The organism is Pedobacter sp. AW31-3R (genome assembly GCF_052180285.1).
Taxonomy (GTDB): Bacteria; Bacteroidota; Bacteroidia; order Sphingobacteriales; family Sphingobacteriaceae; genus Pedobacter.
The window spans coordinates 4,674,826-4,694,993 of record NZ_CP197475.1 but is presented as its reverse complement, the minus strand read 5'-3'; the positions used below and the strand labels follow the sequence as shown (position 1 = coordinate 4,694,993).

16 protein-coding genes are annotated in these 20,168 nt (G+C 43.2%); 6 read left to right on the top strand and 10 right to left on the bottom strand.

The window, feature by feature from the left end; genetic code table 11:
* Position 1: 1 nt before the first annotated feature.
* Both ACSBL2_RS19260 and ACSBL2_RS19255 read right to left on the bottom strand, forming a co-directional pair.
* On the bottom strand, positions 2-643 hold the full coding sequence (locus tag ACSBL2_RS19260) for a uridine kinase family protein (RefSeq protein WP_442588186.1): 642 nt from the start codon (positions 641-643) through the stop codon (positions 2-4).
* Positions 630-1,844, bottom strand: a complete 1,215-nt coding sequence (locus tag ACSBL2_RS19255) for a LysM peptidoglycan-binding domain-containing protein (protein ID WP_442588185.1) — start codon at positions 1,842-1,844, stop codon at positions 630-632. Before ACSBL2_RS19255 ends, ACSBL2_RS19260 begins: the two co-directional genes overlap by 14 nt.
* A gap of 181 nt (positions 1,845-2,025) precedes the next feature.
* On the opposite strand from ACSBL2_RS19255, the gene ACSBL2_RS19250 reads away from it, so the two are divergent.
* Positions 2,026-2,505: a Dps family protein gene (locus ACSBL2_RS19250; RefSeq protein ID WP_442588184.1), complete on the top strand. Its 480-nt coding sequence runs from the start codon at positions 2,026-2,028 to the stop codon at positions 2,503-2,505.
* Positions 2,506-2,605: 100 nt separating this feature from the next.
* Positions 2,606-4,414, top strand: coding sequence for a UbiD family decarboxylase (locus tag ACSBL2_RS19245; RefSeq protein ID WP_442588183.1), 1,809 nt, complete (start codon positions 2,606-2,608; stop codon positions 4,412-4,414).
* A 262-nt stretch (positions 4,415-4,676) separates the two neighbouring features.
* On the opposite strand, the gene ACSBL2_RS19240 is transcribed toward ACSBL2_RS19245, so the two are convergent.
* The 3 genes from ACSBL2_RS19240 to ACSBL2_RS19230 all read right to left on the bottom strand — a co-directional run bounded on the left by ACSBL2_RS19240 (position 4,677) and on the right by ACSBL2_RS19230 (position 8,852).
* Positions 4,677-6,212 carry an IS1182 family transposase gene (locus ACSBL2_RS19240; RefSeq protein ID WP_442587651.1) on the bottom strand — a complete coding sequence of 512 codons (1,536 nt, stop codon included), beginning with the start codon at positions 6,210-6,212 and terminating at the stop codon, positions 4,677-4,679.
* A 166-nt stretch (positions 6,213-6,378) separates the two neighbouring features.
* Complete coding sequence (locus ACSBL2_RS19235) at positions 6,379-7,902, bottom strand: OmpP1/FadL family transporter (RefSeq protein WP_442588182.1); 1,524 nt, start codon at positions 7,900-7,902, stop codon at positions 6,379-6,381.
* 20 nt (positions 7,903-7,922) lie between these two features.
* Positions 7,923-8,852 carry a hypothetical protein gene (locus ACSBL2_RS19230; protein ID WP_442588181.1) on the bottom strand — a complete coding sequence of 310 codons (930 nt, stop codon included), beginning with the start codon at positions 8,850-8,852 and terminating at the stop codon, positions 7,923-7,925.
* A 104-nt stretch (positions 8,853-8,956) separates the two neighbouring features.
* Between ACSBL2_RS19230 and proS the strand changes: the two genes are divergently transcribed.
* From proS to ACSBL2_RS19210, 4 genes are all read left to right on the top strand, one after another.
* Positions 8,957-10,429, top strand: a complete 1,473-nt coding sequence (gene proS / locus ACSBL2_RS19225; RefSeq protein ID WP_442588180.1) for a proline--tRNA ligase — start codon at positions 8,957-8,959, stop codon at positions 10,427-10,429.
* Between the two features lie 118 nt (positions 10,430-10,547).
* A complete protein-coding gene (locus ACSBL2_RS19220; protein ID WP_442588179.1) occupies positions 10,548-11,687 on the top strand; it encodes a cystathionine gamma-synthase in 1,140 nt (379 codons plus the stop codon).
* 52 nt (positions 11,688-11,739) lie between these two features.
* Positions 11,740-12,519, top strand: a complete 780-nt coding sequence (locus ACSBL2_RS19215) for a TIGR02757 family protein (protein ID WP_442588178.1) — start codon at positions 11,740-11,742, stop codon at positions 12,517-12,519.
* Between the two features lie 79 nt (positions 12,520-12,598).
* Complete coding sequence (locus ACSBL2_RS19210; protein ID WP_442588177.1) at positions 12,599-13,102, top strand: YdeI/OmpD-associated family protein; 504 nt, start codon at positions 12,599-12,601, stop codon at positions 13,100-13,102.
* Positions 13,103-13,119: 17 nt separating this feature from the next.
* On the opposite strand, the gene ACSBL2_RS19205 is transcribed toward ACSBL2_RS19210, so the two are convergent.
* The 5 genes from ACSBL2_RS19205 to ACSBL2_RS19185 form a co-directional block, all read right to left on the bottom strand.
* Complete coding sequence (locus ACSBL2_RS19205; RefSeq protein ID WP_442588176.1) at positions 13,120-13,851, bottom strand: polyprenol monophosphomannose synthase; 732 nt, start codon at positions 13,849-13,851, stop codon at positions 13,120-13,122.
* 213 nt (positions 13,852-14,064) lie between these two features.
* Positions 14,065-15,966, bottom strand: coding sequence for a peptide MFS transporter (locus tag ACSBL2_RS19200; protein ID WP_442588175.1), 1,902 nt, complete (start codon positions 15,964-15,966; stop codon positions 14,065-14,067).
* A gap of 131 nt (positions 15,967-16,097) precedes the next feature.
* The gene (locus ACSBL2_RS19195) at positions 16,098-17,759 is read right to left on the bottom strand and encodes a peptide MFS transporter (protein ID WP_442588174.1); all 1,662 of its coding nucleotides are present in this window, start codon (positions 17,757-17,759) and stop codon (positions 16,098-16,100) included.
* A gap of 295 nt (positions 17,760-18,054) precedes the next feature.
* The gene (locus tag ACSBL2_RS19190; RefSeq protein WP_442588173.1) at positions 18,055-18,972 is read right to left on the bottom strand and encodes a hypothetical protein; all 918 of its coding nucleotides are present in this window, start codon (positions 18,970-18,972) and stop codon (positions 18,055-18,057) included.
* A complete protein-coding gene (locus ACSBL2_RS19185) occupies positions 18,965-20,146 on the bottom strand; it encodes an acetyl-CoA C-acyltransferase (protein ID WP_442588172.1) in 1,182 nt (393 codons plus the stop codon). Before ACSBL2_RS19185 ends, ACSBL2_RS19190 begins: the two co-directional genes overlap by 8 nt.
* Between the last annotated feature and the right edge of the window lie 22 nt (positions 20,147-20,168).

Below are 20,168 nucleotides of genomic sequence, written 5' to 3'. Positions count from 1 at the left end.
CTTATCTGGCCAGTGCAGTCTCCTTTAATTCGTCAGAAATCTCTTTAGAGATCATGATAATATCATCGGCAACATGTCTGTTGTTCATGATGACCTTCTGGCAGGAATCTTTATAAGGAAGCAGGTATTGTTTGTAGGCAGGCATTACGTGGTTTACCCATTGATACATCACCATATCACGGGTATAACCACGTTCTATTTCATCCCTGGATATTCTGCGGTTGAGCGTGATTTCCTCATCCGCATCCATGAAAATCTTCAGGTCAAACAGCGCTGCTATTTCAGGATAGTGGAAAACAAACAGGCCTTCCACAATAATAATAGGCGCAGTTGAAATGTTTAATAAACGTGCATTTTCTTCATCGGTATTGAAGGTATATTCTTTTTTTTCGATTGAACCACCATCAATCAGCAGTTTTAAATCTTCCAGCAGCTTCTCATCATTGATACCTTCAGGCAGATCAAAATTTATCCAGCCGTTCTCATCTATTTTTTGTGTTTCTTTAGGACGGTAATAATCGTCCTGAGAGATCAGACAAACTTCATTAGCCGTAAAATGATGAAGAAAACATTTGAGGAAAAAAGTCTTTCCTGAACCACTACCACCCGCAACCCCAATTATATATGGCTTATTGTTCTTCATTCGCTTGTCCGCTGTACGTTAAATTACAAAAAAATCTTTTATCCAGTGCGCCTAAGGCATCTGCCACGGCTTTCGTCATGACAATGATCACATCTTTTGTCGATGCATTTTCAGTGAATTTACCGATCACCTTTGCAAAGGTCGACCTGTTGGTCATCGGGTTTGTGATCTTCATGATCGTGCCTACAGGAGCTGTACGGTGCAGTACAAGCATTTTGGAGGGATCAAGGTCAGGATCAGTGATCCATGTTGCAGTACCTTTTTCATCAAGCTGGCTCAGTCCGTAGCGGCTTGGAGGCAGTCTCAGCTTTGGGTTTTTAACAGATCCCAGGGAATCAGGTTCATTGTCATCATCATCATCCCCTTTTAAATCCAGTTCCGGGTATTGTCCCCTGATCAATAACTTTTGTCCCACATACAAGGAATTGCCGGAAAGGTTATTTTTAGCTTTCAGCTGGTCCATCGTCAGGTTGTATTTCGTAGCGATGGAATACATCGTTTCATTGGAAGCAACAATATGGCTCAGAAACTCTTCCTGATTTTCTTCTTTTACAGGTGGCGTATCCGGTTTTTTAACCCCTTTTTGTTTCCTGTATTGTTCAGGGATCTGAACAGGGGAATAGGTGCCGTTGGAAGGAGGAGGAGTCTGGGCCGTTACCGTTGTATCCGGCGCCGTACCTTCTTCTGCATTCCCGGTTTTTGAAGGAATTTTCAATACCTGTCCAATCTGAAGGTTAATTGTTCTCAGGTTATTCAGCTGTTTAATCTCGTTTACAGTAGTTCCGTATTTCTCCGCCAGCATATTCAGGTTCTCTTTCCGCTGTACACTGTGTTCAATGATGGTTACATTTCCATCGGCTGAAACAGCAGGAGTGTTATTCACTGTACCAGCCGGAGGAGTATTTACTGTTCCGGCATTCGGTTTTACATTGGTCGTTCCTGCAAAAGGAATTTGTGTTGGCACTTTGATTAAGACACCAATCTGCAAATACTTATTGTCATTAAAGGCCATGATGTCTTTCGGACTCACACCATAACGCCTTCCAAGGGAGTAATAAGTCTCTTTAGCATCAATTTTATGTAAGATCAGCTTCTTGCCATTTAAATTTTCAACGCCAATTGAATCTCTTAAATGATCTGCTTTGGCGGTAGATAAATTCAGGGAAATGGCTAATATTACCAGGATATAATATTTCTGCATTAATTGTGTTTTGATTTTGATGGCGCAATAATACGAATAATAAATAAGAGGCTCAATTTTGAATAATAAACGACAATTATATGGCTCTATTATGTCAGTACATCTTTTTTAAAAACCAATCATGAAGTATATTTGTTATGTAAGTACAGATTAAAATTTTAAAATAAAATACGAAAATATAATGGATGCAAAAGAAATTAGTTTAGTTGAAAAAGAAGTGAAACCTGTTGTCGATTTGCTGAATGATTATCTCGCAAATTACCATATTCATTATCAGAAATTAAGGGGATGCCACTGGAATATCAAAGGGCAGAATTTTTTCACTTTACATGTTAAATTCGAAGAGTTGTATACCAATGCACAACTGAAAATTGATGAAATTGCTGAGCGTGTACTTACATTGGGTAAACCACCGCATAGCCGTTTCGAAGATTATATTGCAGAATCTGGAATTAAGGAGATCAATACCATTGGTTTACAGGATCTGGCGATGGTAGATGCTATTCTTGGAGACATGGCCCACCTGATCCAGTTGGAACGTGAGCTGTTGGAAGCATCTGCTGATGCAGGTGATGATGGTACGAATGACATGGTGAACAGATTTATGCAGTTCAAAGAAAAAAATACCTGGATGTTACGTTCATTCGCAGGGAAGAAATAAGAGGAATTTCCTTTTGGAATGTAAAAACCGTGCCCTTGGACACGGTTTTTTGTGTTTAAAGACAAAGTAAAAATCAGAATTCTGACTACCTTTGGTGCTCATGGGATATAAAAGTTTAGCCGAATGTGTGGCCGATTTAGAGGCACACGGTCATTTATTGCGCATTAAAGAAGAGGTTGATCCTTACCTGGAGATGGCCGCTATACATTTAAAGGTATATGAACAAAAGGGACCTGCATTGTTTTTTGAGAATGTTAAAGGCAGTCCTTTTCCTGCGGTATCCAATCTATTCGGAACATTGGAAAGATCAAAGTTCATGTTTCGTGACAGTCTGCCGAATGTAGAGAAACTGGTCTCTTTAAGGTCTGATCCTGTTAAAGCCATGAAGAACCCCTTGGGTTATGCCGGCGCAGGACTCACCGCATTGTCTGCTTTGCCCATGAAGCAAAGTTTGTTCAAATCTGTTTTCAGGAAAACAACCATCAGCCAGTTGCCCCAGATTGTCAACTGGCCTATGGACGGCGGGCCTTTCGTGACCATGCCACAGGTGTATACTGAAGATGCCGACAAGCCGGGGATCATGAATGCCAACCTTGGCATGTACAGGATTCAATTGGCGGGTAACGATTATATTAAAGATAAGGAAATAGGGCTGCACTACCAGATTCACCGCGGCATCGGAATTCATCAGTCGAAAGCCAATGCAAAGGGCTTACCTTTAAAGGTGAGCATCTTCGTTGGTGGGCCTCCATCACATCCCCTGGCTGCGGTGATGCCTTTACCTGAAGGGCTATCTGAAATGACTTTTGCAGGTGCATTGGGAAATCGCCGGTTCAGGTATTTTTATGATGAGGAAGGTTTTTGCATGTCTGCCGATGCAGATTTTATCATTACGGGAACGGTATATCCACATGAAACAAAACCTGAAGGCCCATTTGGAGATCATTTAGGTTATTACAGCCTGACACATCCATTTCCTTTGATGAAAGTTCATCATGTCTATCATCGTGAGGATGCCATCTGGTCGTTTACGGTAGTGGGGCGCCCCCCGCAGGAAGATACCAGTTTTGGGGCACTGATTCATGAAATTACCGGATCAGCCTTGCCGAAGGAAATTCATGGTTTAAAAGAGGTAAATGCTGTGGATGCCGCAGGTGTACACCCTTTGCTTTTTGCCATAGGCAGTGAAAGATACACCCCATACCTGAAGGGCCGCAGGCCACAGGAAATCTTAACCATAGCCAACCATATCCTGGGCAAAAACCAGTTGAGTCTGGCCAAATACCTGTTTATTGCTGCACGTGAAGACAATGAACAGCTGGATACCCATGATATTGGAATATTTTTACAGCATATCCTGTCGCGCATAGATTTAACGAGAGACCTGCATTTCCATACGCAGACCACCATAGATACCCTTGATTATAGTGGTGAAGGATTGAATAGCGGATCTAAAGTGGTGTTTGCCGCCGCCGGAGAGGTACAGAGAGAACTTCGTGCGGAAATACCAGTCGGTTTTACGCTTCCTGAACCTTTCACTGCCTGTGCAATGGTGATGCCGGGGGTAATGGCCATTACTGCTCCAGCCTATGTCAGCGCAGCTGCTGCGGGACAGGAAATTGAACTGTTTGACCAGCACCTGAAAAGTCAGTCCCTTGAAGGGATTGCCCTGATGGTTTGGTGTGATGATGCAGCTTTTACAGCTGAAAACATCAATAACTTCGTATGGGTGACTTTCACGAGAAGCAATCCCGCAACGGATATTAGTGGGATTGATGCTTTCATAAAAGATAAACACTGGGGATGCAGGGGGCCATTAATTATTGATGCCAGGAAAAAACCACACCATGCGCCGGAACTGATCATGGATAAACAGGTAGAGCAGAATTTGAAAAGGTTTAATTTATAATGGCAACAGCTGGAGTTTACTTGTGTTTTTCCAGAAGATTAATTAGGTACCACTAACCGGGTGAGAACAATAATCTGAAGAGAAACCCTGATTCTTGTTACTGACAAATCCAGGAAAGAGAATACATAAAAAAGAGGCTGTATCAAATTAGATGATGCAGCCTTTTTTTATGATGGGTAAGTTTTGTACCATCTCTGGACACCAACGCGTTCATTTGCATTTTAGTCATCTGATTTTGAAAAAGGTCAATGAAACAGCTCTTTTAGGCTGCTTTTTTTCTGATATTTTGTGCAATTGCGAGTAAGCCCCATTCGATGGCCACTTTTTCCTTTCCACGGAGCCTAAAGCGGCGGAACCCGTGGTTCTGTTTGATATTTCCGAAGACAGGTTCTACATCATAACATCGTTTCTTTCGCCGCTGTATTCCTTCTTCGCTGTTCAGCTTTTCGAATGCGTTTTGCTTAAGCCTGTTCAGGTTTTCATTGATTTCAATGATGCGGTTCTCTTTTGATTTATGGCAAACTGCTCTCATAGGACAGTTTTCACAATTCCTTGCCTGGTATCTTTTAAGGGTTTGCTTAAAGCCTGTTGTCGTCTTTTTTGTGTAAGACCCGATTGAGAGCATTTGCTGGCCCATTGGGCAGATATAACAATCCTGCTGCTGGTTATAAAAAAGTTTGTCTGCCCCAAAAGGAGATTTGCTGTTGTACTTACCCTTCTGCTGTTTATCGAACATGCCATATTTCACAAAAGCCTCAACTTTCTGATCTTCCAGCAGTTGGTAGTTTTCCTCAGAACCATAGCCTGCATCTGCTGTAAGTTTCTTTGGTGCTTTTCCAAAGCTGCTTACGTGTTGTTCCAGGTGGATCTTCAGGGTAGTCGTGTCGGTTGGGTTGGGATGTATCGTGTAATTGACGATAAACTGGTTAGAGGTAGATATCTGTACATTATAGCCGGGCTTCAGCTGTCCGTTTTTCATGTGGTCTTCTTTCATCCGCATGAAAGTAGCATCTGTATCTGTCTTACTATAACTGTTTCTCTCGCCCAAAATAGCCTCCTGAGCTTCATATCTGGCTATATTCTGCGGATAATTTTTAGTTACATACTTTAGCTTATCCTTCACTTTCTTGTCTATATCTTTCTGCCCGGCAAGCTTTTCATTCAGCTGCTCTACAGCTTGCTTTACCTTCTCACTATCAATCTGTTTAAAATCAGGCGGCTCAGGCATCTTGTCTTCATCACTGGCCACCTGTTGCGCATATTCCCAAATGTGGGTCAGCTGCTTTTTCATTTTTTCCTTATTGGTCTGAATGGATTTCTTCCAGACAAAAGTGTACTTGTTGGCACTGGCTTCGATCTTAGTCCCGTCGGTATTGATTTCCTCAATACTTAATAAGCCTTCAGCGGCAAGTAGTTTTACCACATCCTCAAATACACTGCGAAGGGCATGTTTCAGGCGTACACCCCGGAAACGGTTGATGGTATTGTGATCTGGGTAGCTCATGGAGCTCAGCCACATAAAGTAGATGCTTTCACGGCAAGCGGCAGCCAGCTTACGGCTCGAATAGATATTGGTGAGATAACCATAAACCAGAACTTTAAGCAAAAGTTGGGGATGATAGCTGGAACTGCCTTTAATGTGGTAGGCTTTTAGAAGAGGTTCTATACTAATCTTATTAATCACCTCATTTACAACTCTAACAGGATGGGAATCAGGAATTAATTCATCAAGAGTGGGCGGAATGGCAAGAATCTGCTGTTGGTTATAGGGCTTAAATACGGGTTCTCTGATTGCCATATCTAGTGTGTTTTAATACATTAAATATATGAAAATCAAATAATTGTGTCAATAGTGCTGCGAAAAAATGTTATAAAAAATAAGCAGAGACAGAAGCTATAAATAAAAAAAGAGGCTGATCATGATTTATGATACAGCCTCTTAAATATTTTGTGTGGAATTCTATTTAGAATCTTATACCTACAGTTAAAAATACATTATTTCTTGCCACTTTCACTGCTGCCTGTGGAATCTCATCAGCATTATCCAGTTCATATGGGCTAAAAGTATTGTGTGTTTCCTGACGCTGGTAGGCAAGGTCAACATAATATTGGCTTACCCTGTATCCTATACCACCTGAATAATATTTAATCTGAGAAAGGTTGTCATCATCAAATTTGTAAGGAGTACCGTTTACGCCATAACCACCTCTAACGGTAAATTTATCTATTTTATATTCCGCACCGACTCTGTAGTTGATGGCACTGGTATAGTTTTGTTTAATATAAGCGTTATTGTCATTAATGATATCACGGAAACCATCACTCACAGATAATCTGGTCGAACCATAATCGACATAATCCACGTCCGCAGAAATCAATGCATTCTGGCCTAAGATCACACTTGCACCTACGGAACCTTTATAAGGTGTACGCAGGTTATAGTTGAAATCGGTATAATCTATATCATTACGAACAGATTCCATCAGGTTTCCGTTTTGTGAAAAGTTAGCATCAAGTACTTCATCGAAAGTCTCTTCAAAATGCATCCATGTAGGCGATTGGAAAGTAGCTCCAATTCTGACTTCATTGACAGGTTTATAGATTAAACCCAATTTAGCATTGATACCGGCACCATCTGTATTCTGACTGGATCTGTACGCCAGGTCATAATCCCTGCCCAATTGCGGGTTGTCCTCGGTCGGATTCTGTGCAGTACCCGGATCAATGATAGAACCTGATTCTCTGTAAAGACGATCATTCTGATAGCGAACGCTAACAAAACCAATGCTACCTCCCAGATAAAATTTGTTAGAGAAATTCAAGGCACCAGAGAAATTCAATTCGGATGTTGATCCTGATCTCAGATCGCTACTGTTCTGTGTATTTGGTAAACTGGTCGCAGGTGCGTATTGTGTCTGACCTGTCAGCTGATCAATCAGAAAGCTATTATGCGCCATATTGAGCACACCGGGAAGATTCGCCGGAGAATAACCGTTCGCGCGTTGTGCAAGGTCATCGGCGAAAGAGTTATTTTGGTTCACACCATTATAATTAAACTCTCCACTGAAATCATTATTTCTATTGTATCCTATTCCTCCAACAAAGCTAATTAAACCGGTATTTAAATCCGATCCTTTGGCTTTAACAATAGGGTTGTACCATACTGCTGCTGCCTGATTCAGGTTTAAGCGGTTTTTAGTAGTTTTTGTATTTTGACCAAGGTAAGAAGCATTGGACTGAACGCCATTAAATTCAGGAGTGATACTGAACTCTGAACGGGTAAACATACCAAGTCCGGCCGGGTTACCGCCAATGGAACTGATATCTCCACCTAAACTGATTTGTGCGTTTCCTAAACCTTTAAAACGCGCGGAACTACCATAATCTGTACGGGAAAAGCGTAATGCGTCCCCAGCAATGGCCTGCGCATAAATATTACCTGTACTCGCTACTGTAGCGAGTACCAGGAGTTGTATAAATTTTTTCATTTAGTGTTTTAGATACATTATTAATTTCTGCCACCGCGACCACCGCCACCAGATCTGCCACCGCCGCTAAAGCCGCCACCAGATCTGCCAGAACTTGCCGGAGGTGAATAGGACCTGCCTTCACTTCTTGAAGGAGTATAGCTTTCTCTGCTTGGTCTTGAAGATTGTTGTCCAACAGATCTTGTTCTCGAGCCAGTTGACTCATAAGTCCTGTTACCTGAAGCTGACCTTGAGCTTACGCCTGATCTGCGGCCGGATATTGTGTTTCCATTGGCATCGTATCTTCTCGATCCTGTACCGTTATACCCACCACGTGAATAGATATTGTTCTCTAAACCTCTGCCAGTTCTTGGACTGTAAGTACTGTATCTGCTACGACCGCCATAAAAACCGCCGCCCCAGCCCCAGCCGCCTCCGTAGAAGCCACCGCCCCAGAGTCCGCCATAATAACCACCCCATCCCCATGGAGAATAGAATGGATCATAAAAGCCGCCCCAGCCGAATCCTGAACCCCAGCCGCCATAACCGCCCCAGCCATAGCCAAGTCCTAAGCCCCAACCGGAACCCCAGCCGAATCCTGAACCCCAGCCACCGTAACCGCCCCAGCCCATGCCAAAGCCTAAACCGGAATAATAAGGTGAATAGCCTCCATAAAAAGGATCATAATAGTTCCTGAACGGACTGCCATAGTAAAATCTGTTAATTCTTGAGGAATAGCTCATGTCTGCGTACAGGTCACTGCTACCGTAGTAATCTCCGTCGTCCTCGGCATCATCATAGTATTCCGATGATTCCACAGGAACAGGACGTGTATATTCAACGGCTCTCGCTGTTGAGCCATAAACGTCATCATCACTCCGCGATTGCTGGGCCATTTGAGGCACAGAACAGGAAGAAACGGCGATTGCCGTAACTACCAGCATGCTGGTAAATAAATGGTTAGGTTTCATAATATGTGAGTTCTTTGTGTGTTTAACAAATATTGTAGCGATAAATTTATAAATTTGTGATCTATCATACAAGTTATTTAACACAAAAAACGTTCCAATCAGTTATGAGCAAAGGTATTACAAGTAAAAGCGAGGATTATTCCCAGTGGTATAACGACATTGTTATAAAAGCAGATCTTGCTGAGCATTCCGCAGTGAGGGGTTGCATGGTCATAAAGCCCTATGGCTATTCCATTTGGGAAAAAATGCAGTCGGTTTTAGATCAGAAATTCAAAGATACAGGACACAGTAATGCTTATTTTCCGTTATTCATTCCAAAGTCATTTTTCTCCAAGGAAGCTGCCCACGTAGAGGGATTTGCGACAGAATGTGCTGTTGTGACACATTATCGCCTGAAAAATGACGGAGAAGGCAACATCATTGTCGATCCGGAAGCCAAACTGGAAGAGGAATTAATCGTAAGGCCAACATCCGAAACCATCATATGGAATACCTATAAAGGATGGGTTCAATCCTACAGGGACCTGCCTATTTTAGTGAACCAATGGGCAAACGTCGTCCGCTGGGAAATGCGTACCCGTCTTTTTCTGCGTACTGCAGAATTTTTATGGCAGGAAGGGCATACTGCCCATGCCACACAACAGGAAGCGATCGAGGAAACAGAAAGAATGCTCAATGTTTATGCAGATTTTGCAGAAGACTGGATGGCACTTCCGGTAATTAAAGGAAGAAAGACTGCCAATGAGCGTTTTGCCGGGGCACTGGATACCTATTGTATTGAGGCTTTGATGCAGGATGGTAAAGCATTGCAGGCAGGAACTTCACATTTCCTCGGACAGAATTTCGCCAAAGCATTTGATGTGAAATTCACCAATAAGGAAGGTAAAATTGAACACGTATGGGCTACCTCATGGGGAGTTTCCACACGTCTGATCGGTGCACTGATCATGGCACACAGTGATGATGCCGGTTTAGTCCTGCCACCAAAAATAGCCCCTATACAGGTGGTGATTGTTCCTATCCATAAAGGAGAGGAAGACCTGAAAAATATTACCGCTTTTGTCGATGAACTGGTGCTGAAGTTAAAACGCCTTGGCATCTCCGTGAAATATGATGACCGTGATACCCAGCGTCCGGGATTCAAATTCGCAGAATACGAATTGAAAGGTGTTCCTGTGCGTATTGCTATTGGCGGACGTGATATGGAAAACCGTACCGTAGAGATTGCACGCAGGGATACAAGGGAAAAAAGTACAGTAGGGCAGGAAGGACTGGAGATTTATATTTCTAACCTGCTGGAAGATATTCAGCGTAACATCTATGCCAAAGCTGCAGATTACCGCACTGAACATATCACGGAAGCCAATTCCTACGATGAACTGAAAGAATTGCTGGATACGAAAGCTGGCTTTATTTCTGCCCATTGGGATGGTACGCCGGAAACTGAACAAAAAATAAAAGAAGAAACGAAGGCTACCATCAGATGTATTCCGTTAGATAATAAACTCGAAGATGGAGTGTGTATTTACTCCGGTAAACCATCTATCCAACGTGTTTTATTTGCCCGTGCTTACTAAGCCGGATTAATTTAATTAGCGAAGGTACCAGCCCGACAGGATTAAAATAAGTATTCAGTCCGCAGGACGGTTTTATTTTAATCCTGAACGGTGATGACCAAGCTCAAAAAATAGAGAAATGAAATTTGCAACCAAAGCTATACATGCGGGACAGGAGCCTGATCCATCAACAGGAGCAGTCATGACCCCGATTTATCAAACGTCGACATATGCACAAAAATCTCCGGGTGAAAATCAGGGGTTTGAATATTCAAGAGGTACTAATCCAACGCGTCAGGCTCTCGAGAAATGCCTTGCTGCACTGGAAAATGCAAAACATGGCCTTGCCTTTTCTTCTGGTATGGGCGCGACCGACGCGGTGATGCGTTTGTTGATTCCCGGTGATGAAGTGATCACCGGGAATGATCTGTATGGTGGTTCTTACCGTATTTTTACGAAAGTATATGCGAAGTATGGGATTAAGTTCCATTTCCTGGATTTGTCTAAACCGGAAAATATTCTTCCTTATCTCAATGAGAAAACGAAGCTGGTCTGGATAGAAACGCCTACCAACCCAACAATGCAGATCGTTGACATTGAAGGGATCGCTAAAATCACGAAAGAAAAAGGACTTCTGCTGACTGTCGACAATACTTTTGCTTCACCTTACCTGCAAAATCCGCTTGATTCAGGTGCTGACATTGTCATGCATTCTGTCACCAAATATATTGGTGGCCACTCCGATGTGGTAATGGGAGCATTGCTGTTGAATGATGATGAATTGTACAAAAATCTATGGTTTATCTACAATGCCTGCGGTGCTACACCGGGACCTCAGGATGCTTTCCTTGTCCTGAGAGGAATCAAAACCCTGCACCTGCGGATGAAAGCGCATTGTGAAAATGGCGAAAAGGTAGCCCATTACCTGAAGAACCATCCGAAGATCGATAAGATCTACTGGCCTGGTTTTGAAGACCACCCTAACCATGATATTGCTAAAAAACAGATGCGTGGTTTTGGCGGTATGGTATCTGTTACTTTAAAAGGAGCAGATTTGGCAGAAACTTTCAGGATTGCTTCTTCTTTTAAGGTATTTACCCTTGCGGAATCTTTGGGAGGCGTAGAATCCTTGATTAACCATCCAACAACGATGACCCATGGCTCTATTCCTAAAGAGGAACGGGAAAAGGTAGGGGTAACAGATAACCTGTTGCGCCTGAGTGTTGGGGTAGAGGATATCGAAGATCTTCTGGCTGACCTGGAACAGGCACTCCGTTAAGTGATCATTCACTGCAACTCTTATTTTAGAACAGGCAATAAAACTAAACAGATTGGAATTTTTAGCATTAAAAGATTTTCTGGACATTAAAGTGGCGCAATATAACAGGCCCGACTTTATCACCAATGACCCCATATGTATTCCACATCGCTTTTCTAAGAAACAGGATATCGAAATTGCCGCATTTTTTGCGGCAATTTTAGCTTGGGGACAGCGTAAAACCATCATCAATAAATGTACAGACCTGTTCAGCAGGATGGACAATGATCCCTATAATTTTATGCTGCAACATAGTGATGATGACCTGAAAGGATTACTGAATTTTAAACACCGCACTTTCAATGATACGGACCTGCTGTATTTTGTGTCTTTTTTCAGGCAGCATTATACTTCGCACGACAGTCTGGAAACAGCCTTCCTGCCGGATTATTTTAAGGACGAGATTAATTTCACTGCAGAAAATGCACTGAACCATTTCCGCTCTTATTTCTTTAGCCTGCCCGATTCGCCACGACGCACAGTGAAACATATCTCCTCCCCACTTCAGAAGTCCACCTGCAAACGCCTGAACATGTTCCTGCGCTGGATGGTGCGTGATGATGAACATGGGGTAGACTTCGGTATCTGGAAATCTATCCTGCCGGCACACCTGATTTGTCCCTGCGATGTCCATGTGGACAGGGTGTCACGAAGATTGGGACTGATTACACGTAAACAGACGGACTGGCGTACTGCCGTAGAGCTCACGGAAGGGCTGCGCAAATTTGATGCTTCAGATCCCGTAAAATATGATTTTGCCCTGTTTGGTCTGGGTGTGGAAGAAAAATTCTAGAGATGCTGACAGATTTTAATATCTTAGGTCATATATTTTATCTTTCTCATAGATTTATCAAAGAATTGATTTTACAGGAATGGTAGTCTTCACAGCTGAAATAGAACGTTTTGAAAAAATGGGGGAAAAGACGGGCTGGACCTATGTCAGGATCCCTGCGGATACAGCCCAGCTGATCAAGGCAGATTGTAAAAAAAGTTACCGGGTAAAAGGAAAACTCGACAATGTAGCGGTCTCCGGGATGGCTATGGTACCCATGGGGGAGGGGGATTTCATTATTGCGCTGAAAAGCAGTCTGCGTAAGGAACTCAAAAAAGAAGAGGGAGCAATGGTGCAGCTTGCGCTGGAAGAGCACAAAGACTTTAAGATTGACATGCCGGAAGATCTGGAACTCTGCCTTTCGGAAGAGAAACACCTGCTGGAAGCCTTTCTTCGCCTGCCGAAAGGACACCAAAACTATTATTTCAACTGGCTGAATTCGGCAAAAACCGAGAAAACAAGGACGAAACGTTTAACCCAAATCGTTATTGCGATGGACAAGAAAATGGACTTCGGGGAAATGATACGGGCCAATAAGCAGTGAAACAGGCCAATAAAAGATTATGAAGTTCTTTTGTAACTTCTGAACCAGCTCCACACCTTCATCTGGATCACGCCAATAAAAGCTTCCCTGAAAATCCTGGTGCTCATCTTCGAAGTTCCCTCCGTACGGTCAGTGAAGATGATAGGTACCTCCACTACATTAAAGCCAAACTTAATCGCCGTGAATTTCATCTCAATCTGGAAGGCATAACCCACAAATTTGATTTTATCAAGCGGGATGGTCTGCAGTACTTCTCTCCGGTAACATTTAAAACCAGCTGTTGCATCCTGAATATTGATCCTTGTAATCAGGCGAACATACATGGAAGCAAAATAAGACATCAATACCCTGCTCATGGGCCAGTTCACCACATTTACACCTTTTACATACCTTGAACCGATGGAGACATCGGCACCCTTGATACAGGCATCACGCAACGCCAGCAAATCATTGGGATTGTGGGAGAAGTCGGCGTCCATTTCAAAGATGTATTCATATGAACGTTCCAGTGCCCACCTGAATCCATGGATATATGCCGTTCCCAGGCCCAGCTTTCCTACGCGCTGTTCCATGTGCAGACCCTTGAATTCCTGTTGCAATGACTTCACAATATCAGCTGTTCCGTCAGGAGATCCATCATCGATGATTAAAACTTCAAAAGAAAAATCCAGGCTGAATACCTTACGGATAATCCGCTCGATATTTTCTTTCTCATTGTAAGTTGGGATAATGACTAAGCTGTCTGACACGTATTGATCTTATTTAGTAAAAACTTGGCGAAAGTATTCATTAAAAATGAAATGCCATAAGCAAATCTGGGATTTACTGAAATATGACAGGAGAAGTAACAATTCTTCAAGGCCTGTGCCACAGAAATTGAGAAGCGCGGATGCCGACAAAAAAATAAAAGGGGGCATCTCTATCTTGAAATACCCCCTTTTAGGAAACTTATATCGCTGAACTTATGTCGTAGCGTTCATTGTTTTCTGCAACCATTTGGTGAGCATGAACAGAATTGCTGAAGCAATACCTGCCATGACAACGAATAGCATAAAGAAGTCGTATAAATTTTTAATGGTATATCCCAGGAAAGTAGGTTTCTCCGGGTTAAGGTTATATACTTCTACAGCGGCATTTTTGTCATCGCCGGAAAGAATGTAGATTTCAGATTGCTCTGCATTGGTTCCCAAAAGGAATTTACCTTCTTTTTCTCCGGTTAAACTCAATTTCTCTACCTGTTCCGCACTTAATTTCTTAGGGGATACCCTGTTGATCTTGTTCGTGTCAATGGTGATTGACTGTGGGGCAGCAAGGGTTGATATAGAAACCAAAGAATCTGTACCAGCTGCTGTTTTAACCGTATTCAACGTCCATTGACGAACGTCTTTTTTGTCGTTATGAATCTCTTCCCAGTTCACTGCGCTATTGTTGATCATTACGCCGGTAAGCTTGTAATTCGCTACTTTCGATTCTTCCTCAGGATATTTGGAACTTAGTTTTCCTGCCAGTACGTTCGCTCCCGCATTCGCTAAAAACCAAACCGCCATTAATAAGGAAGACAGTTTCAAGGGAGAAAGTTTATTCACCAGGGAAAGCCCGATAGGGGATAAACAAAGCTCACCCCAGGTATGGAAAGCATACATGCCGACAAGGAAAATCATACTGACCTTGACACCTGCACCTACATCTTTCACACCTGTTGCAATAATCAGGTATCCCAATGCCAGTAAGAATAAACCTAAGGCCATTTTCGTTGGCGCTGAAGGTTCTTTCTTACCCAGTTTCAGCCATAACCAGGCAATAATCGGGGCAAAGACCACTACGAAGATAGAGTTCAGCGACTGGAAGAAACTTGCCGGAACAGTCCAGAAGCCTAAGTTCCTTTGGGTCTGTTCTTCAGCAAAAAACGTCAGGGAAGCTCCTGCCTGCTCAAAAGCACTCCAGAAGAACAATACGAAAAATGCAAGGATACAAATGACCAGGATTTTTTTCTTTTCTACAGTAGATAAGGTCTTATCGGTGAAGATCATCACCAGAATACCTACAAAAGCAAATAACAGCAGGTAGCTCAAATAACTGAACATAGTGGCATCTACATACAATAGCCCTACACACAATGCTGAAAAAGCAAACAGGCCCAGGTATACAAATACCGGAGAAATCTCTTTTTTTACACTCTCCGGAGTGAGTCCCAATAATTGTCCTTCAGGATCACGTACATATTTATCCCTTAATTTAATGAAGACCAACACGCCCAGTGCCATGGCAATACCAGCAGCCATAAAACCCCATTTGAAATCTGCAGGACTTCCGGTATCTCCGAAACCACCACAAATAATAGGGCCGAGTGCGCCACCAACGTTAATACCCATGTAGAAAATGGTATAGGCAGCATCTTTTCTGCGGTCGTTTGCCCGGTAAAGCTGACCCACCATGGAAGAGATATTCGGTTTGAAGAAACCATTACCTGAGATCATAAATCCCAGACCTGTAAAAAACAGGAAAATGGATATGTCAGGAGCGGTCTGATAAAGAGATGCACAGCCAAAGAGGATGAACTGACCCAGTGCCATAAGGACACCCCCGGTAACAATTGCCCTTCGGTTACCCCAGTACCTGTCGGCAATAAATCCACCGATAAGCGGAGTTAAATATACCAGTCCGGTATAACTCCCATACAAATTCGACGCAAATGCCTTGTCAAATAACAGGGCTTTAGTCATGAAAAGCACCAAAATTGCGCGCATACCATAATAGGCGAAACGTTCCCACATTTCGGTAGCGAACAGTACGTATAATCCCTTTGGATGGCCTTTCTCAGCAGTGTCCAGGTGCTCAGGCTTCAGGATTTCAGATTGATCCATAGTTTTTAATAATTTTATTTGTTAGCTAATGTTATATGTTTTGTTGTTTAATTTATAATGAATGTTAATCTTGTTTTCATCCTATCACAGGATAAATATCTACTGTTGGGTATATCATAGCAGTCCATGAACTATTTTATCCCTTTCTCCCGCATAATTCCATTCAGCCATTTCAATAGTAAAAATGCGATAATGGCCGAAAATACCAAAAGGCTGAAGTTTACCCAGAAAAAATTAGCTTTATTCTCATAGGTATCCCATAAGGTGGCCAGTACACCTGAGAGCTTATTGCCGATAGAAGTGGCTAAAAACCATCCGCCCATCATCAGGGAAGTGATTCTTGTGGGACTTAATTTTGAGACCAGCGACAGGCCCATCGGACTTAAAAAGAGTTCACCTATGGTGATTACGCCATAACTGGCTACCAGCCACAAAACCGATACTTTTTCCGTTCCATTGTTACCGGAATACACTGCCCCGATCATCACCAGAACAGAAAGCGCAGATATCAATAATCCGAAAGCTATTTTAGTTGCAGTGGAAGGCTCCTGATTCCGCTTGCGCAGCCAGGTGAAGAATGCCACCACCAGAGGGGTAAGTAAAATGACCCATCCCGGATTAATGGACTGACTTAAGTTGGTTGCCCATAACTCGATACGGCTGCCTTCAGGAGGAAGCTGGTCTTGGGGTATATTCTTAAAGTAAGTAGGGTAGTTATATTCTTTCAGGACTACGCCATCCGACTTCTGCAAGCGGAAGGCATGGTCATACAGAGGAACGGAGTCTTTTTCTACTGTTATATTCTGCGACAGACTGAGTCCTGAGAATGTTTTTTCGGCAATGGGATTCACTACATGGCGATCGGTATAGCGGTCGGCCCAAGTGGTCAGTGCAGAGCCGTTCTGTTTAAACACGGCCCAGAAAAGGATAACAACGGCGAAAATAGTAAGTAAAGCTGCGATGGGGCGTTTTTCCTCCTTATCGGCTTTCGCCAGCAGCGAACCGTAAAAGTAAATGACAGGGATACAGGCGAAGATGAATGCATCGGTTGAAGGGGAGCCTACGAGTGAGTGTCCCAGTAATTTTGCAGGAACGACCCAGCCAATCACTCCTGCAATAACTGCAGGCACCAAAATGACCAGCACAATTTTAAGAAAGGACATATCGCCTTCCTTTATTCCTTTTTTGATATCAAATGCCCGGTAATGTTTGAGTCCGCTGATAAAAATAGCGACCCCGATAAACATGCCTATACCTGCGGCGATGAAGGCATAACCCCATCCCAGCAGGATGTATAAAACGGCACCAAAAAAGTTACAGATGAATGCCCCTACGTTGATGCCCATATAGAAAATATTGTAGCCCTCATCCTTTTTGTCCAGGTATTCTGGGGTAGAATATATATTTCCAAGGAGTGTAGAAATATTTGGTTTAAAAAAGCCATTACCTAAGATGACAAGGGTCATGGACAGGTAAAGTATAGGCAGGCTGTGTATCGCCATCATGCAATAACCAACACCCATCATCAATCCCCCAATGATAATCGATTTGGCATAACCTAAATACCGGTCGGCAATTAATCCGCCAAGAAATGGAGTAAGAAAAACAAGTGCGATAAAAGTGCCGTAGAGGTCGGCCGATTCAGCTTCGGTCATAGAAAACCCAGCTTTTACATCTTTCAGGTACAGGGTGAAGATCCCTATCATTAAATAATATCCAAAACGTTCCCACATTTCAGATAAAAATAGAAAAGTCAATCCCTTAGGATGCTTAACCGTACTGGTTCCCGTCATTAATTTTTTATATTATTTGTGTAATTGTGTGTTCACAAGATAATGCAGGTCGCAATATAGGGACATACCCGCATACTAACAAATTATGGATGCTTTCCGGCCTTATTTTTAATGATTGAATATTGTTTTTTCAGTATTTATTCTTCTTTTTTACCCTTCAGGCTACCTTCGGCGGTTTGCTCAGCAGTGTTAAATTTTATTTGTGTTCCTGAGCACGCTAAAGCAAGGTTTGTAGCCGATGAAGCTTGCATCCTATGCATATGAGTTGGTAAGAGGTAATCTTATGCAGGTTTCATCAGAATTTCTTAGAAACCGGCGGGTTTTTCATTTTGGGATCGACATAGAAATCATCAAGTTCCGTAGGTTCGTTTTTCAATTCAATGTTTTCCATGAGCTTTAATTTGTTGCCGACCAGGCGGTAACCATCAAAGCTGGAATCTGAGGCATAGAATTCAAAATTCCCTTCCATATTCGAATCAAAAGGTGCCAGGTGATCAAATACGATCATGCCTTCATTTTTATCCATGCGCAAGGTCATAGAGTTGAGCTTATTGTACTCAAATACAATCCTGTTTTTAGCTGCGGTACCCGCTGTAGCCTCAAACACCGGTTTACCGAATGTTAATACCTCTTTGTCAAAGGATAAGATTTCAATGACCTTTTTGGAAGTCTTGCTGTTGTTTCCTTTCCAGCCCAGCAGGGCATAACTTGTCCTGCTGCCACTGGCAACGATGGGTACAATTTCATAGTAACGGGCACCATACCACCTTTTATTCGTTGTGATCTCGTTGCTGTCCGTTATATTTTCCGTATCGTCAATCAGGGGAAACAGTTTCAGCTTTCCATCTGTCGTCGCCATTTGGACGGTTCCGAAAAAACGGTACTTGCCTTCATCGGTGGGTACAAACCAGGAGAAAATCCTGAAGGTATTGTCGGGCGACCGAATGACTGAGATCGTCCTGAGCGAATCGAACCCAAAATCATAGGACCGGGGAGTCTTGAGCGCATTAACCAGCATTTTAATAAACCGGGCATTCTCCTCGAAACGCTGTAAATTATGGGCTGCACTAAATAACCTCGATGCAGAAACGATCAGGGAGTCCTGTTCTTTATTTAATATCGTTGTACTTCCTGAAGGCGTCTTCAGCTGTGCGCTCGCTGTTGCCAGTGTACAGCTGAAGAGGATACAGATCAAAAAATATCTTTTATTCATTTAATTTTTCTATTACCAGCGCACTTGCGCCACCGCCGCCGTTACATATCCCCGCGACTCCGATTTTTCCATTATTTTGCTGCAGCACATTCAGCAGGGTCACTACAATCCTGGCGCCAGAGGCACCGAGCGGGTGACCAAGGGCTATCGCCCCGCCATTCCTGTTCACCTTTTCTTCTGTAATTCCCAGCTGCTGATTATTGGCCAGCGAAACTACGGCAAAAGCTTCATTTATTTCAAAAAAATCTACCTCTTCGATAGTTTTCCCGGCCCGCTTCAAAGCAAGGGGAATCGCTTTGGCAGGTGCGGTGGTAAACCATTCCGGCGCCTGCTGTGCATCAGCATAACCTAAAATTCTTGCCAAAGGTTTCAGGCCGAGTGCTGAAGCTTTCTCTGCACTCATCAACACAAGTGCTGCGGCTCCATCATTTAAGGTAGAAGCATTTGCTGCGGTCACTGTGCCCTCTTTCATGAAAACAGGTTTCAGTCCTGCAATTTTATCGAAGTTGACCGTAAAAGGTTCATCATCTTTGGTCACTATACTTACACCACCCTTGCGGTCTTTTATTTCCACCGGGGCAATCTCTGTGTCAAACTTTCCTGTTTCCTGTGCCTGTTGTGCCCTTTTATAGGAATTGATGGCGTAGGCATCCTGGTCTTCACGACTGATTTCGCAGGTGGACGCACACAGTTCTGCGGCCGATCCCATATGGTAATCATTATAGACATCCCATAATCCATCTTTAACCAGCCCGTCCGTCAGCTGTCCGTGGCCTAAGCGGTAACCTGTTCTGGCTTTATCCAGGTAAAACGGAACATTGCTCATGCTTTCCATTCCACCTGCGACAACAATATCCTGTTCACCAAGGGCAATACTCTGTGCGGCCAGCATAATGGCCTTAGTACCGGATGCACATACTTTATTGATGGTGGTGGAAGGCAGGTCGGGCAGGCCGGCAAATTTTGCCGCCTGTGTGGCTGGTGCCTGGCCAAGATTGGCCGACAATACATTGCCCATAAATACTTCCTGAATATCACCTGCATAAATACCCGCCCGCTCTACGGCCGCTTTAATGGCAATGCCGCCCAGCTGGGGCGCAGTCAGGTTGGAAAGGGAGCCTCCAAAGCTACCGATAGGCGTTCGTACAGCAGATACTATAACTACTTCTTTCATAGGTTTCTATTAAATTTGGTTA